We start from the raw sequence: 15330 nt of genomic DNA on the forward strand, positions 1-15330 counted from the left end.
CCTGAAAACGGAGTGGCTGCCGCCGAAGGGATACGCGAATGATGAAGAGGCAGAGCAGGATGTGAGACTTTATCTGACAGGTTATTACAACCGGATAAGACCTCATCGCAGTAACGATGGGCTGTCGCCCATCGAAAAAGAAAGGCAGAAAATAAAACCGCTGAACGTGTCCTAAATAACTGGACCACTACACTGCGGCGGCCCGGAAAGCCCGGAGGCGAAATGAGGGCCACCCGCGGTAGCGGGCAATGATTCAGCCACACCACCGAAAGCGCGCGGGTGCAGGGCCGGTGCGCCGGCAGGCCCTGCTCGGTTGAGGCGCTGAAAGCCAGGTAGACAACGACACATAAACAACCGAAACAAGCCACTATACTTGCGGCGGTGCAGCCGCCCCCTGCCGCAGGCAAAAAAAATCCCCCCACGTTATCCGTGGAGGGATTCCGGCTCTGAATCAGAAGCCCAGACTGTCGAGCAAATCGTCAACCTGTGCCTGGCTGGCAACAACCCCCACACCATTTGCATCGAGCTGCGGCCCATTGAGCAGGCTGTCATTTTCACGCTTCGGCTTGGCCGTCTGATCGGGGATGTTCTCCATCAGCACCATCAGCAACTGCGTTTCAATCTCTTGTACCACACTCATCATGCGCTTGATGACCTGACCGGTAAGGTCCTGGAAATCCTGCGCCATCATGATCTCCATCAACTGAGCATTGGTGAACCCAGTGTGATCCGGCACCGCACCCAGATACTGACGGGTGTCGGTCACCAGCTCACGGGCATCCGCCAGCTCAATCGGGTTTTCAAACCATGCGTCCCAGCGGCCGGAGAGCGCTTTCGCCCCGGTTTCCAGTTCGTTCTGGCGCGGCTGTGCGGCTTCAACGCAGTTCAGCGCGCGCTCAGCGGCCTGTGCAGTCATGGTGACCACATAGTCCAGCCGGTCGCGGGCGTCAGGGATGGCCTCCGCCGCCTGCGCAATCGCCTGATCCAGCCCCAGTTCCCGCATGCTGTCACGCAGCATGCGCGTCAGTTGCCCGATGCGCGAAATAATGTCGCCGGCGGATGCGGCTTCCAACGCGGGCGTGTGTTGTTGTGCCATACCCTTCTCCTTACATCCCGAGTTTTTCGAAGATCTTATTCAGCTTTTCTTCGAGAGTTGCGGCGGTGAACGGTTTCACCACGTAGCCACTTGCGCCGGCCTGGGCGGCGGCGATGATGTTCTCTTTCTTGGCTTCCGCCGTGACCATCAGCACCGGCATCGCGGCCAGGGCAGCGTCAGCACGGATGGTCTGCAACAGTTGCAGGCCGTCCATGTTCGGCATGTTCCAGTCAGAGACCACGAAATCAAACGGCGCGCTGCGCAGCTTGTTCAGGGCGTCAGCCCCGTCTTCAGCCTCTTCCACGTTGTTAAAGCCCAGCTCTTTCAGCAAGTTCCTGACGATGCGGCGCATCGTGGAGAAGTCGTCCACCACCAGGAAGCGAAGGTTCTTATCTGCCATACGTACTCCTAACTAAGGTTTATTGTTCGGTTCTGAGCGAAGTTGCTCATGTTAAAAGACACGGCGCATCAGATGCGCAGCGCCTGCCCGGCTGAGATTTGCGCCAGCATCCGCTGGCTTATCTGGCTCAGGTCCACCACCTCACTGACACCACCTGAGGCGATGGCTTCACGCGGCATGCCGAATACCACGCAACTGGCCTCGTTCTGCGCCAGGGTGTAGGCGCCCGCCCGGTGCATTTCCAACATGCCTGCGGCACCGTCGTTGCCCATCCCGGTCAGGATCACCCCCACCGCATTGCGTCCGGCGTACTGCGCCACCGAACGGAACAGCACATCCACTGACGGCCGGTGGCGGTTGACCGCCGGGCCATCGGTGATTTTGATCTGGTAGTTGGCACCGCTGCGCGCCAGCTCCATATGCCGGTCACCCGGCGCAATATAGGCGTGGCCCGGCAGCACGCGCTCGCCATCTTCCGCCTCTTTCACTGTTATCTGGCACAGCTTGTTGAGCCGCTCCGCAAACGAGCGGGTAAAGCCCGGCGGCATATGCTGGGTGATCATCAGCGCCGGGCTGGACGGCGGCAGCGGCTGCAGCACATGGCGGATAGCCTCAGTGCCGCCGGTAGAGGAGCCGATGGCGATCAGCTTCTCACTGCTGAGCAGCGGCGCGTGGCTGAGCATCGCCGGGCTGCCGGTGGCCGGCTGGCGCTGGGTCAGCCGCGCCTTGGAGGCGGTGCGGATCTTGTCGGCGATCATCTCGCTGTAGGCCAGCATCCCTTCACGGATGCCGAGCTGTGGCTTGGTGACGAAGTCAATCGCCCCCAGTTCCAGCGCCCGCAGGGTGATCTCCGAGCCTTTGCCGGTCAGGGAGGAGACCATCACCACCGGCATCGGCCGCAGCCGCATCAGCTTCTCGAGGAAATCCAGCCCGTCCATGCGCGGCATTTCGACGTCCAGCGTCAGCACGTCCGGGTTATATTTTTTAATGAGATCACGGGCCACCAGCGGATCGGGCGCGGTGGCGACCATGTCCATGTCCGGGTGGCTGTTGATGATCTCAGTCATCAACTGGCGCATCAGTGCTGAGTCATCAACACTCAGTACCCTGATTTTACTCATGACTTCTCCTTGGCCAGGCTGTACACGGTTTGGCCGCGCAGGCAGAACTCCCGGCTGATCTGGCTGAAGTTTTCAGAATGACCGGCGAACATCAGCCCGCCCGGCTTCAGCAGGGGAACGAAACGTCGCAGGATGCGTTCCTGGGTCTCTTTATCGAAATAGATCATCACGTTACGGCAGAAAATGGCGTCAAATTGCCCCGGCAGCGCCCACTCCGGTGCCAGCAGGTTCAGCGGCTGGAAGGTGATCATCGCCGCCAGCTCCGGCCGCACCCGTACCAGCCCTTCATGCGGGCCGGTGCCGCGCAGGAAGAAACGCTGCATCTGTTGCGGGCTCAGGGTACGCAGCTCCTCCTGGCGATAAACACCGGCGGTGGCCTTCTCCAGCACCTGGGTGTCGATGTCAGAGGCGATCACCTGCGCGCCGTTGCCGCGGTTGCCGAGCGCCTCCATCAGCGTCATGGCGATGGAGTACGGCTCTTCGCCGGTCGAGGCCGCGGTGCTCCAGACGCTGTAGCTGCCGCCGCGCGACCGGGCGTGCTCCGCCAAGATCGGGAAGTGGTGCGCCTCGCGGAAGAACGCCGTCAGGTTGGTGGTCAGGGCGTTGATAAACGCCTGCCACTCTGCGCTGTTCTGGTTCTGCTCCAGTTTCGCCAGATACTGGCCGAAATCGTTCATTCCCAGGGTGCGCAGGCGGCGTACCAGCCGGTTGTACACCATTTCACGTTTGTGGTCGGCCAGTACGATGCCGGCACGCTGGTAAATCAGCTGGCTGATGCGGCGGAAATGCACATCAGACAGCGGCAGGCGCTGGGCCATCTGTGACAATGAGGCCAAATCAGGTTCCGGGGTCAGTGGTTGCCGGTTCATAACGCCCCCTCAAGGTGCAAACAAAGCGCTGTGTTGTTACTCAATCTCGGTATTCCTGTGCTGCTGCGGGTTGTTTGCGCCTGCCGGCACCATGCCGGCAGGGTAGTCACCGTCCTGTGGCCTCTGTCAGGCGTTGCCGCCGGTCAGAAGGTTTCCCAATTCTCTGTGGTCGTGGTGGCCGCCATGGCCGGTTTTTTCAGCACCGGGGCCGTGGCAGGGCTTTTCGGGGCCAGTTCGGCTACCGCGTCACGCTGCTGGTGGGTGGTGAGGCGGAACACCGCCACGGACTGGGTCAGGCGGCTCGCCTGCTCTTCCAGTGCGGCAGCGGCGGAAGCGGATTCCTCCACCAGCGCGGCGTTCTGCTGGGTCACGCGGTCCATCTCGGTGACGGCCAGCCCGACCTGCTCGATGCCGCGGCTCTGTTCATCTGACGCCGAGGCAATTTCGCCCATGATGTCAGTCACGCGGGTGACGGCACTGACGATGTCGCTCATGGTGTCACCGGCGCTCTCTACCAGAATGGAGCCGGTATCCACTCGGGCCACCGAGTCATCAATCAGCCCTTTGATCTCTTTCGCGGCCTGGGCGCTGCGCTGCGCCAGGTTACGTACTTCACCGGCGACGACGGCAAAGCCACGGCCCTGCTCACCGGCGCGGGCGGCTTCCACCGCGGCGTTCAGCGCCAGGATGTTGGTCTGGAAGGCGATGCCGTCGATAACGCCGGTGATGTCAGCAATCTTCTGCGAACTGCCGGCAATTTCCTGCATGGTCTGCACCACGTTTGCCACCACCTTGCCGCCTTTCTGCGCGGTTTCGGAGGCGCTCAGCGCCAGCTGGCTGGCCTGACGGGCATTTTCGGCGTTCTGTTTCACCGTGGCGGTGAGCTGCTCCATGCTGGCGGCGGTCTGTTCCAGTGAGGAAGCCTGCTGCTCGGTGCGTGAGGAGAGGTCATTGTTGCCGGCAGAGATTTCGCTCGCGCCGCTGTAAATGGCATCGGCCCCGTGGCGCACACCGCTGACGGTGGTGATCAGTTCGCCCTGCATGTGTTGCAGGCTGGCGGCCAGCTGGCCCATCTCGTTACGCCCTGCCCCTTCTACCGGGTGGGTCAGGTCGCCGGCGGCGATGTGTTTGATGTGCTCAATCAGGCGGTTAAGCGGCGTAATCAGCGCGCTCTGGATGCCGAACCAGGCGGCGGCAATCAGTAACAGCACCAGGACCAGCACCGTGCCGAGCACCCACATGGCGTTGCCGAAGGAAGACTCGCTGTCCTTCACCGCGTGGTCGTAAAGCTTGTCGTTCTGGTCGATGTAATTGACGAACGCCTTTTCAAAGCCGTCCTGATAGCTCTGGGTCGGTTGCTCAAAGAAGTCATTGATGCGGCCGATACTGATAAGCTCAATCAGCTCCGCAAGCGCGCCGTGCAGGATGTCATAGTTCTTTTTGACTTCATCGGCGTAGCGCGGGTTCTGGCCGGCATCGAGGGGGATTTTCTGATAGTTGGCATAGTGCTGGCCGGCGATCTCCAGATCCTTTTGTGCCACGGCCACCAGCTCTTTCACGGTCGCGCCGCTGCCCATCTGGTTGGCGTCCAGCATGTAGCGAATACCCGCCCGGTTCAGGGTGTTGCGGGTTTGCAGCAGGTAGATCCAGCTCGCATTCATCTCTGCCTGTTGCTGGCGGATGCGCTGCGAGGTAGCAAAATTATCCTTGTCGTTTTTCAGGGCGGTGAAAAACAGGCCGCCTGACGCCAGTTGCAGTGCGCCGAACAACGCCAGCATGATGACCAGGCTGGTGACCACTTTCATTCGCTTTAACATGATGTCCCTTAGTAGGTGATTCAACTGAACATGTTATCGGCACCATAGAAGGGAACTTTATGCGGCATTTGCTGAAAAGCGTGGGGGCAGGCTCATCGCCTGCCCGGGGGGAAAATCAGTAGTAGTTAATCTTGAAAACCGTGGTGGCTTCCCACGGGCCGGGGATGACCGGGCGGCCGGGGATAGGCAGCACCTGGGCGCTAAAGGCTTTCTCAACGCTCAGCGAGCCGGTGCTGAAGTCCGCAAACAGAAAATAGCGGTTGAAAACCTGCGGCGTTTTTGCCTCCAGAATTTTCAGCATCAGGCCGTTTTGCAGATCGAGGGCGGTGTTGCCCGCCAGCAGTGGCTGGTCGGTGTAGAACTCGGCAGCCAGCCGGAACCCGGTGCTGCAGCTGTGATCCTGGGTTTTGGTGGCCGTCATTGAGAACGCACGCTCACGCGGCGCGGCGGCCAGCTCAACGGCGCTAAAGGTGCCGAAATCCACGATCTGGCTCTCCGGGTGCACGGCCAGCGTGGCCCCGCAATCCAGCACGGTGATATTGTTCAGGCCGCTGAGGCGGTATTTCAGGTTACGGGCATCCGCCAGCCGGTTGATGCCGCCTTTGCCGTCAAACTGCATCAGCGCATAGGTGTTCAGTGCGCTCCGGTAGCCCGGCGGCGGCAGGCTGTTCAGCTTCACATAGAGGCGGAAACGCACGCTGAAAGTACGCGACGTGTGCACCTCCGCTGCATTCCCTGAACAGAGCTTTTCAGGGTTCTCCCGCACCAAGACCGGGTCATCCGCCAGAAACTGGTTATCCACGCACTGGTGGGTATCCAGCCCATACAGGCCGCCGCCGGTGTCAAAATGCCGGCCGTTAAAGGCCACGCCCAATTGGTAGTAGAGATCGGTGGGTGACGGATAAGGGTTGATCCAGGCGAAAACATTCTCATTTTCTTGCCGGTCGGCGGCGTTGTTGTCGCAGTAGACGGTGATGTTGTAGTCGCTGCTCTCCCAGATGATGTCACCGGGCTTCGCGGTCGCGGGCACCGCAAAGGGATCAACCTGCCCGGTGAAATCCACCGGCCCGCCCGGCCCGTTCAGGTAACAGTCCAGCGCCAGCGCCCGGCCGGAAAACAGCAGCAGGCCGAGCAGCAGCAGGGCCGCCCCCCTCATGATGCGGCCCCGTTGTCCGGCTCTACCCGGCAGGGCTGGTGCGCCGCACAGTACACAGACAGCATGTTCAGGGCACCATGGTCATTGATGTAGCCGAGCAAGAAGGCCGGTTGCAGTGTGTTGTCAATGTCACCGCTGACGTTGCCGAACGGCGGCACCATCACCCCGGCAAACGCCTTCATGCCCGGCTGGTTGCGGTTCCCGGCAAACCCCACCGTGATGAAATAGGGCGTCGGGTTATTCAGGGTCAGTGAGCGGCTGGTGCGCGTCACCTGGATGCGCTCCTGCCAGGGAATGGCGGGCAGGTCAGCAATCGCCGCCGGGCGGTAGAACAGTTTGATGCGGCTTTGGGTCGCCAGCTGCATCACGTTGCGCTGGGTGGCTTTGGGCGGCACTTCCCGTACATTGAAGTAGAACAGGCTTTCACGATCGTTGGGCAGCGCCGCCGCGCCCGGCTGGCGCACCAGTTTAACCTGGCTGTTGGCCTGCGGCTCCAGCCGCTGAAGCGGCGGCAGGGCCATAAACACCGAGGTGTCTTTGTTCCCGGCCGCATTCTCCACCCAGGCGTGCGCCAGATACGGCAGCGCCTTGCTCTGGTTGGTCAGCATCAAACTCACCGATTTATCCGCCTCATAGGCGATCAGGCGGGTGCGGTCGAGGTTGACGGCGGCCTGGCTGGTTACCGCGGCGCAGAGCACGCCGGGCAGCAAGAGAAAAGATAATTTTTTCATAGTGATAGCTCCCGATAACGGCCGGCGCTGCCGGCCTGAAAAATGGTGGTTATGGCCGGCCTTGCCGGTCAGGGTGCGCGGCAAGTCAGCCGCCGTGCCTCTCCGGCAGTGGCGAAGGTCTCCGGCAGCGTGAGGCGGCACGGGTCTCCCCCGCTCCACTGCACGCGGAGCGCATGGCCCGGCGCGACACCCTGCAAATAGGCCATCCCCGCCTCGCTGACCATGCCGACGCTGCGCGCGCTTTCCTCATCAACGATCTCCGCCCCCAGCGGCGGGAAGGTGCCGTCCGCCAGCTGGATAACCACCACGCCTTTCCCGCCCTGCACCGCATTCAGCGGCCGGTAACCAATCGCCCCTTCGGTGAAGGTCTGGCGCAGCACATTGTTATGCACCGTGACGTCATCGGGCAGTTGGTTGACATCAACCCGCACCTCAATGGGCTGGTAACTGCTGAGGGTAGGGATCACTGCCACACCGAACGGGTTGGTGACGGCGCTGCCGTTATTGAGTGGGATCGCCGCCACGCCGTTGCCGTCCACCATCAGCCGGGGTTCATTGCCCTGGTTGTAGCGGTGCAGCGCCGCGCCGTGGCGGGTGGCGGTCAGGGAACCGGCCCAGCTTGCATTAAGGGAGTGATAAGCCTGCTGTTTGTAACTGCCGGCCATGGCCAGCTCACCCAATGCGCTGCGCTGCTGGACGTTGCCGCGCGCCAGCACGCCCTCCCGGCCGCCGCCGTGCTGGTGGCCCAGGCTCATGCCCCAGTTGCTGTCGCGATCCGGGAAGGCGGCATAACTCAGCAGCTGATCCACCCCGTCGCCCTGTTGCACGCTGTAGCTGAGGCGGTCGCCGTCATTGAGCGGCAGGCTGAACGAGAGGTAAATCTGCTTATCGCGCTCCCCCCGCTCGCTGTGGGTACGGCCGGCAGAGAGCGAGGCGGAAATGCTGCGCAACGGCCCGAGGTCAAACATCCGGCCCAGCGTCAGGCTGTAGGTGTGCTCATCCGCGCCCTGCCAATAGCGTTGGTTACGCAGGCTGAGCGCCAGCGACAGGGCCAGCGGCGTAATATATTGGTTAGCGGTGAGGCTGAAGGTCTGCTTCTCTTCGTGCCCGCCCGCCGGCCCGCCACGGGCCAGATCAGGTAAGGCGGGGAAACGCCGGTCAGCATAACGGGCGCCGGAGAAGGCGAGCTCGCTGTGACTGGCGGCAAAGCGTTTGTTGTAGTTAATACGGTAGCGGTGGCCGCGCGCAGCAGCCTGGTGCGGCCGCGCCGCCTGCGCCTGGGTGACATCAAAAGAGACCGCCCCCAGATGCGTCAGGTTCTGCCCGGCCCCCAGCGACAGCGCCCGGTAATCACTGCCGCCGATCAGCAGGCCGCCATACAGGGAGGTCTGGTTAAATGCGCCCCAGGAGAACTCACCGCTGTAAAAGTCTGGCTGCCGCGTTGCGCCGCTGCCCTGCCCGGCCACCCGGCCGCCGGAGAGCTTATAACGCCACTGCCCTTTGCGGGTCAGGAACGGCACCGTCGCCGCCTCTACCGTGAAGCGGGTTCGGCTGCCGTCCTCTTCGGTCACGGTCACTTCCAGCGCGCCCTGATACGCCTCGCTGAGATCCTGAAGGACGAACGGGCCGGGCGGCACGTCGGTCTGGTAGAGGGTGCGGCCATTCTGGCTGAGGGTGACGCGGGCATGGGTTTTGGCAATCCCGCTGATCTGAGGCGCATAACCGCGCAGAGTGTAGGGCAGCATCCGCTCATCACTCTCCAGCGCAACCCCGGTAAACGCGAAGCTATCGAAAATATCGGAGTGAAAATCGGTTTCGCCCAGGGTAACTTTGCTGTTGATTGACGGCAGCGGCCGGAACGCATAGAGGCGCGACAGGCTGACGTCGCTTTCGCTTTCCGCCTTATCGCCGGTAAAATAATCCAGGTCGCCGCGCACGCGCCACGCGCCGAGATTAAGCCCGGCGGTGCCGTAGGCGCTGAGGTCGGTTTGCGCCTCCCCCTGCTGCGGGGCGTAATGGGCGGCAAACAGGGTGTAGTCGAGGAATGCGCCGCCAATGCCGTGGTGCCACATCGATCGCGGCACCCCCTGGCTGTCGGTATAGGCCAGCCACGCCTGCGGCACTGCGATCGCCAGCGTCTGGCTGGCACTGTCCAGGGTAAAGGTGATCTCCGGGCGGGCCGTGAAAGAGACGCAGCCCTGTGCCTGCGGCAGCGCACGGCGAATCTCTGGTTGCAGGCCCAGGGCGTCGGCCAGGAAATCAGGGATACAGGGTTGCGGCCCGGTGGCCTGTGGGGTGGCGCGCCAGGTCAGCAGAACCGGGTCAGGGAGTTGCTGGCCATTTACCGTCACCGTGACCAGATAATCACCGGCCGTTATACTGCCGGGCTCGGAAAAGGCCGCAAGGTCGATATTATTGCGCGCCTCGGCATCCAGGGCATGGAGATTAAATTCGACGGCACGCAGGGGGAAGGAAATAATAGCCAGAGACGCGAGGGCGATGATTATTTTCTTTCTAACAGAAAACGTGTTTAACGGCATAATAATCTGGATGGCCGGCAGAAAATAAACGCCGGGGGTGTCCCCGGCGGTGGAAGATATACGGCAAACGCCGCATAAAAGCGATCAGAGATATTCGAGAACGTAATGCGCTGAGGCTTCCACATCCCCCGGTGTCGGGGCGCCGCCCACCGGTTCCATATGGGCTTTGAATTTCAGGATCTGGGTTTTATTGGTGCCGACCAATGGGACTTCAACCGTGGAACCGATGCCGATATGCTGTTCGTTTTCCTGCAACAGCCGCACCCCCACATTTTGCGCGCCGCCCGCGTGCAGGTTAGCCAGCAAATCGGCGTTTTCCGTGGTGACGTTGGTGCTGTCAAACCTGACTTTTACCTTGGTGATGGGCGTGGCCCCATCCAGAACACAGTCATTCAGCTGGATGTTGACCGGCACGGCGGCGGAGACACCGGTGGCCAGCGCTTTATCAGAGACTTCACCCAGCGACACCTGGAGATCCACGCTCTCCGGATCAACCGAGCACGGCGCATTAATCACCAGGCCTTTAAAGGTAATTTTCCCCTGGCCCTGGTCAGCGGCCAGGACAGACCCTGCGGTAAACAGGGCAGACACGGCCAGGCAGAGCAGGCTTTTCTTTATCAATTTCATCGTTATTTCCTTATAGGATTATAAAAACCATCCGACATGTGCCAAAAGGCACAGTCACGCTATTAAGGAAGCGATAATAAATAGTGCCATTTAATTTCACAATTTAAAGCCAGTACAAAATAACTTATTAGAAAATAAATAGCAGGGGCAATTAATAATTCTGAGGATTATTACTTTACGGCAGAAAAAGGGAAGGAATAAAAATAGCAGCGCAGGATAACACAGAACGGTAAAAAAATACCCTTTCCCCGCCGGGGAAAGGGTATTTTCATCAGGCTTTGGCGACCACTTCCATCAGCGCCATCTCTTCGCTGCTGAGCAGCTTTTCGATGTCGACCAGGATCAGCATCCGCTCGCCAAGGGAGCCGAGGCCGGTGAGGTATTCCGTTGCCAGCGTCACCGCAAACTCCGGTGCCGGGCGGATCTGCTCCGTGGTGAGTGACAGCACGTCAGAGACGCCGTCCACCACAATGCCGACCACACGCTGCTCAAAATTGAGCACAATCACCACGGTGTTGTCATTGTACTCGACGCCCTGCTGGGCAAACTTCACCCGCAGGTCGATGATCGGCACAATCACGCCGCGCAGGTTGGTAACGCCTTTAATAAAGGAGGGGGTGTTGGCGATGCGCGTTACCTGATCGTATCCGCGGATCTCCTGCACCTTGAGGATATCAATCCCGTACTCCTCGTCACCCAGCGTAAAGATCAGGAACTCCTGTCCTACCGTTTCGCCCGCCAGTTTTGTCACAGTTGCCAGTCCTGCCATGTTAGTTACCCTACTCGTTATGCGGCTCTAGATAATGGGGCAGCCTCAGGCGGCCACACCCGATACCCGTTTTTCACGGTTCAGCGCCTGAAGCGCGGAGACATCAACGATCAGCGCCACGCTGCCGTCGCCCAGAATGGTGGCCGCAGAAATACCCGGCACCTTGCGGTAGTTACTCTCCAGGTTTTTCACCACCACCTGGTGCTGGCCGATCAGCTGATCAACCAGCAGGGCGTAGCGGCGACCGGCGCTTTGCAGGATCACCACGATGCCCTGGGTGGCTTCGGTGCGGGCTTCCGCCACGTCAAACACCCGGAACAGCTCCACCAGCGGCAGGTATTCGCCGCGCACCTGCAATACGCGCTCGCCCCCGGCCAGCGGGTGCAGATCTTCTGCCAGCGGTTGCAGGGATTCCATCACCGCGTTGAGCGGCAGAATGAAGACCTCTTTCCCGACTTTCACCGACATGCCGTCAAGGATGGCCAGCGTCAGCGGCAGCAGAATGCGGATGGTAGTACCTTTGCCCTGTTGGGAGTGGATCTCAACATGGCCGCCCATCTCCTGGATGTTCCGTTTCACCACGTCCATGCCGACACCACGGCCGGAGACGTCAGTGACCTGTTCGGCGGTGGAGAAGCCCGGTGCGAAGATCAGCATCCCGACCTCTTCATCCGTCATGTTCTCACTGACCGGCAAACCGGAAGAGGCGGCTTTCGCCAGAATACGCTCACGGTTCAGCCCGGCGCCGTCATCAATAACCTCGATGCAGATGTTACCGCCCTGATGTTCTGCGGAGAGGATCAGGTTGCCGACCGGGTTTTTGCCGTTGGCCTCGCGGGTCGCGGCGTTTTCGATGCCGTGGTCGAGGCTGTTGCGCACCAGGTGGGTGAGCGGGTCGATAATGCGTTCAATCAGGCTCTTGTCGAGTTCTGTGGAGCTGCCCTGCAAGGTCAGTTCCACCTGCTTGTTCAGTTTGCTGGCGAGGTCACGCACCAGACGCGGGAAGCGGCTGAAGACATATTCCATCGGCATCATACGGATAGACATCACCGATTCCTGCAGATCGCGGGCGTTGCGCTGCAACTGCCCCATGCTGTTCAGCAGGTCACCGTGGTTGACCGGGTCCAGGGTGCCGGAGCGTTGCGCCAGCATCGACTGGGTAATCACCAGTTCACCCACCAGGTTAATCAGCTGGTCAACCTTCTCGACCGCCACGCGGATACTGGTGGATTCGGCCGCCTTGGCGGCTTTCGCCGCTTTCGGTGCCTCTGCTTTTGGAGCCGCGGCCGGCGCGGCGGCGACCGGGGCCGGTGCGGCCGGGGCCACAGCTGCCGGGGCGCTCGCCGCTACAACCGGCGTATCGTTCGCAGCCACCTGGCCGATGCTGATCTGTTCCGGTTCCAGCACGAAGCAGAGCACTGCACTGATGTCATCCGCATCCACGGACGTTACCAGGGTCACGTCCAGCGTGCTGTCCGTCTGTTGCGGGTTGGTCACCTCGCCGAGATTGCCCAGCTCTTCGAGCATCAGCGGGATCTCCTGTGGCTTCAGCCCGCTGAGGCGGATATGCAGGCCACCGCCGGCGGCCGGTTTGGCAGCCGGTGAGGCTGCTGTTGCGGTAGCCGGTGATGTTGCGGCAGCCAGTGCCGCGGCAGGGGCGGCCGCGGCCTCCCCGCCCTGGGCTTCCAGCGCCAGCTGGCGCAGGGCGGCACAGATATAGGTAAAGCTCTCTGCGTCCGGTTCCTGGGAGGATTTATAGGCGTCCAGCTGCTCCTGCATAATATCTTTGGTTTCCAAAAACAGGTTGATGATCTCGGTGCTGAGCTGCATTTCACTGCGGCGCGCCCCGTCCAGCAGGTTTTCCAGCAGGTGGGTTGTCTCCTGCAAGATTGAAAAACCAAAGGTTGCTGCCCCGCCCTTTATCGAGTGCGCCGCGCGGAAAATCGCGTTGAGCTGCTCGATGTCCGGGCTGTGCGGGTCAAGCAGCAGCAGGTGCTGCTCCATATCCGCCAGCAATTCATCCGCTTCGTCGAAAAACGTCTGATAAAAATCACTGATATCCATGCTCACGGTGTCACCTCTGCTGTGAGTCGCGGCTGCCCGGTGCAGCCTGGCTGTCCGGTGCGGCCGGCAGGGCGGCGGTAGGCCGCGCTGCCTGAGTGGCCGCCGGCACAGGTGCCGCTACCGGGGTCGGTTGTTGAGTCGGTTGTTGAATCGGTGCTGCCTCTGCGGGGGCAGCCGGTTGGCCCGCCGCGGCTGTCGCCGGTACAGACGGCGTTGCCGCTGCGCCCTGCCCGGTGGGTGCCAGGGTTTTCAGCGCGTCAGGCTGGCTGATGTCCACCGCCGCACTTTCGCTGTTTTCACGTTCGATGTGCGCCTGCGCCTCTTTATTCAGCACCAGAATGCTGATGCGGCGGTTAATGGCATCATCAGCCTGGTGATCTTTAAGCTGCATGGTGGAGCCGAGCCCCATGACCCGCAGCACTTTGCCCTCGGTAAGGCCGCCATACACCATTTCACGGCGGCTGGCGTTGGCGCGATCTGCGGAGAGTTCCCAGTTGCTGTAGCCGCGTTCACCGGTGACATACGGCATGTCATCGGTGTGCCCCGCCAGGCTGATTTTATTCGGGAAGTGATCCAGAATCGGCGCGATGGCACGCAGGATGTCACGCATGTACGGCTCCACCAGCGCACTGCCGGTCTTAAACATCGGCCGGTTCTGGCTGTCGATGATCTGAATACGCAGCCCCTCTTCCGTGAGCGTGATCAGCAGGTGCGGGCGCAGGGCGCGCAGGCGCGGATCGGACTCCATCAACTGGTCGAGATCCTCATGCAGTTTCTCGAGTTTTGCGTTCTCAGCGATCTGCTCAGCGTGGTTCGGCGTCGATTTATGCACTTCGCCCTCCTGGCGCGTCGGGTCATCGCCGCCGCCGGGGATCGGGCTTTCGCTGTCGCTGCTGCGCTGGCCGCCGGTAATGGCGACCTTCAGCGGCGTGCGGAAATATTCGGCGATCTGCGTCAGCTCTTTCGGGCTGGCGATGGAGATCAGCCACATCACCAGGAAGAAGGCCATCATTGCTGTCATAAAGTCAGCGTACGCAATCTTCCATGATCCCCCGTGGTGGCCGCCGCCATGCTTGGCTTTCTTCTTTTTAACCACGATCACCGGGTGATTTTGTTGTTTCATGCCTTCTCTTCCGCTGTCTGACCAGCCGGGGATTTGGTTTTGCGCACGTGCTCTTCCAGCTCAACGAAGGACGGGCGCTCGCTGGTGTAAAGGGTCTTACGGCCGAATTCCACCGCAATCTGCGGCGCATAACCGTTAATGCTCGACAGCAGCGTCACTTTGATGCACTGCATCATCTTGACGTTTTCCGCGCATTTCTGGCGCAGCACCGAGGCCAGCGGCGAGATGAAGCCGTACGCCAGCAGGATGCCGAGGAAGGTACCGACCATCGCGTGGGCAATCAGCTCACCCAGCTCGGCCGCCGGGCGATCCGCCGAGGCCAGGGCGTGCACCACGCCCATTACCGCGGCCACGATGCCGAACGCCGGCAGCGAGTCACCGATCAGCGACAGGCTGCTGGCCGGGACTTCGCTCTCGTGCTCGAAGGTTTCGATCTCCTCGTCCATCAGCGCTTCGATTTCATGGGAGTTCATGTTGCCGCTCACCATCAGGCGCAGATAGTCGGTGATGTATTCCATCAGCACTTTATCGGCCAGGATGCGCGGATAATTAGAGAAAATTTCGCTGTCTGGTGGGGAGTCGATATCGCGCTCCAAGGACAACATGCCCTGCTGGCGTGATTTGGCGAGCAGGCGGTAGAGCAGCCCCATTACATCCATGTAGACCGCTTTGTTGTATTTGGAGCCACGCATCAGTTTCGGCAGCGCGCGCATGGTCGCTTTGATCGACTTGCCGTTGTTGCCGACGAAGAAGGCACCCACGGCCGCACCGCCGATGATGATCAGCTCAGAGGGTTGATAGAGTGCGCCCAGTTCACCACCGACCATCATGTAGCCGCCCAGGACGGCGCCTAATACCAGGATGTAACCTATGATAACTAACACGATGATTCCTTAATAAAGTGGTTGGAAAGGCGGGGTGTTACGCACAGCGGGAGAGGCCGGGCTTACGCCACGGACACGGAACATCGGGGGGTAGTGCTTGCTGAACCGGGCCGGCCTGTTGCCGGCCCCAATT

13 protein-coding genes are annotated in these 15330 nt (G+C 61.0%); all 13 read right to left on the bottom strand.

Features of this window, described 5'->3' with window-relative positions; all coding sequences use genetic code 11:
- Positions 1 to 451: 451 nt before the first annotated feature.
- Positions 452 to 1096: a protein phosphatase CheZ gene (gene cheZ / locus CYR55_RS19725; protein ID WP_101818056.1), complete on the bottom strand. Its 645-nt coding sequence runs from the start codon at positions 1094 to 1096 to the stop codon at positions 452 to 454.
- Between the two features lie 10 nt (positions 1097 to 1106).
- On the bottom strand, positions 1107 to 1496 hold the full coding sequence (gene cheY, locus CYR55_RS19730) for a chemotaxis response regulator CheY (protein WP_072928468.1): 390 nt from the start codon (positions 1494 to 1496) through the stop codon (positions 1107 to 1109).
- Positions 1497 to 1564: 68 nt separating this feature from the next.
- The gene (locus CYR55_RS19735) at positions 1565 to 2617 is read right to left on the bottom strand and encodes a protein-glutamate methylesterase/protein-glutamine glutaminase (RefSeq protein WP_101818057.1); all 1053 of its coding nucleotides are present in this window, start codon (positions 2615 to 2617) and stop codon (positions 1565 to 1567) included.
- A complete protein-coding gene (gene cheR, locus CYR55_RS19740) occupies positions 2614 to 3486 on the bottom strand; it encodes a protein-glutamate O-methyltransferase CheR (protein WP_101818058.1) in 873 nt (290 codons plus the stop codon). Before cheR ends, CYR55_RS19735 begins: the two co-directional genes overlap by 4 nt.
- Positions 3487 to 3629: 143 nt before the next feature.
- Complete coding sequence (locus tag CYR55_RS19745; protein WP_101818059.1) at positions 3630 to 5303, bottom strand: methyl-accepting chemotaxis protein; 1674 nt, start codon at positions 5301 to 5303, stop codon at positions 3630 to 3632.
- A gap of 115 nt (positions 5304 to 5418) precedes the next feature.
- A complete protein-coding gene (locus CYR55_RS19750) occupies positions 5419 to 6459 on the bottom strand; it encodes a fimbrial protein (protein ID WP_101818060.1) in 1041 nt (346 codons plus the stop codon).
- Positions 6456 to 7190 carry a fimbria/pilus periplasmic chaperone gene (locus CYR55_RS19755; RefSeq protein WP_101818110.1) on the bottom strand — a complete coding sequence of 245 codons (735 nt, stop codon included), beginning with the start codon at positions 7188 to 7190 and terminating at the stop codon, positions 6456 to 6458. Before CYR55_RS19755 ends, CYR55_RS19750 begins: the two co-directional genes overlap by 4 nt.
- 68 nt (positions 7191 to 7258) lie before the next feature.
- On the bottom strand, positions 7259 to 9730 hold the full coding sequence (locus CYR55_RS19760) for a fimbria/pilus outer membrane usher protein (RefSeq protein ID WP_101818061.1): 2472 nt from the start codon (positions 9728 to 9730) through the stop codon (positions 7259 to 7261).
- A gap of 84 nt (positions 9731 to 9814) precedes the next feature.
- Positions 9815 to 10357 (bottom strand): fimbrial protein, encoded by a 543-nt coding sequence (locus CYR55_RS19765; protein ID WP_101818062.1) that lies wholly within the window; start codon positions 10355 to 10357, stop codon positions 9815 to 9817.
- 271 nt (positions 10358 to 10628) lie between these two features.
- Positions 10629 to 11126 (bottom strand): chemotaxis protein CheW, encoded by a 498-nt coding sequence (cheW, locus tag CYR55_RS19770; RefSeq protein ID WP_072928461.1) that lies wholly within the window; start codon positions 11124 to 11126, stop codon positions 10629 to 10631.
- A gap of 45 nt (positions 11127 to 11171) precedes the next feature.
- A complete protein-coding gene (gene cheA, locus CYR55_RS19775) occupies positions 11172 to 13196 on the bottom strand; it encodes a chemotaxis protein CheA (protein ID WP_101818063.1) in 2025 nt (674 codons plus the stop codon).
- A 4-nt stretch (positions 13197 to 13200) separates the two neighbouring features.
- Complete coding sequence (motB, locus tag CYR55_RS19780) at positions 13201 to 14313, bottom strand: flagellar motor protein MotB (RefSeq protein ID WP_101818064.1); 1113 nt, start codon at positions 14311 to 14313, stop codon at positions 13201 to 13203.
- Positions 14310 to 15197 (bottom strand): flagellar motor stator protein MotA, encoded by an 888-nt coding sequence (motA, locus tag CYR55_RS19785; protein ID WP_101818065.1) that lies wholly within the window; start codon positions 15195 to 15197, stop codon positions 14310 to 14312. Before motA ends, motB begins: the two co-directional genes overlap by 4 nt.
- Positions 15198 to 15330: the final 133 nt, after the last annotated feature.

Source organism: Chimaeribacter californicus, from assembly GCF_002858675.1.
GTDB classification, from domain to species: Bacteria; Pseudomonadota; Gammaproteobacteria; order Enterobacterales; family Enterobacteriaceae; genus Chimaeribacter; species Chimaeribacter californicus.

Bases quoted from the DNA above. Each gene is read 5' to 3' on its own strand.
- cheZ (WP_101818056.1), bottom strand. From the start codon at position 1,096: ATGGCACAACAACACACGCCCGCGTTGGAAGCCGCATCCGCCGGCGAC.
- cheY (WP_072928468.1), bottom strand. From the start codon at position 1,496: ATGGCAGATAAGAACCTTCGCTTCCTGGTGGTGGACGACTTCTCCACG.
- CYR55_RS19735 (WP_101818057.1), bottom strand. From the start codon at position 2,617: ATGAGTAAAATCAGGGTACTGAGTGTTGATGACTCAGCACTGATGCGC.
- cheR (WP_101818058.1), bottom strand. From the start codon at position 3,486: ATGAACCGGCAACCACTGACCCCGGAACCTGATTTGGCCTCATTGTCA.
- CYR55_RS19745 (WP_101818059.1), bottom strand. From the start codon at position 5,303: ATGTTAAAGCGAATGAAAGTGGTCACCAGCCTGGTCATCATGCTGGCG.
- CYR55_RS19750 (WP_101818060.1), bottom strand. From the start codon at position 6,459: ATGAGGGGGGCGGCCCTGCTGCTGCTCGGCCTGCTGCTGTTTTCCGGC.
- CYR55_RS19755 (WP_101818110.1), bottom strand. From the start codon at position 7,190: ATGAAAAAATTATCTTTTCTCTTGCTGCCCGGCGTGCTCTGCGCCGCG.
- CYR55_RS19760 (WP_101818061.1), bottom strand. From the start codon at position 9,730: ATGCCGTTAAACACGTTTTCTGTTAGAAAGAAAATAATCATCGCCCTC.
- CYR55_RS19765 (WP_101818062.1), bottom strand. From the start codon at position 10,357: ATGAAATTGATAAAGAAAAGCCTGCTCTGCCTGGCCGTGTCTGCCCTG.
- cheW (WP_072928461.1), bottom strand. From the start codon at position 11,126: ATGGCAGGACTGGCAACTGTGACAAAACTGGCGGGCGAAACGGTAGGA.
- motB (WP_101818064.1), bottom strand. From the start codon at position 14,313: ATGAAACAACAAAATCACCCGGTGATCGTGGTTAAAAAGAAGAAAGCC.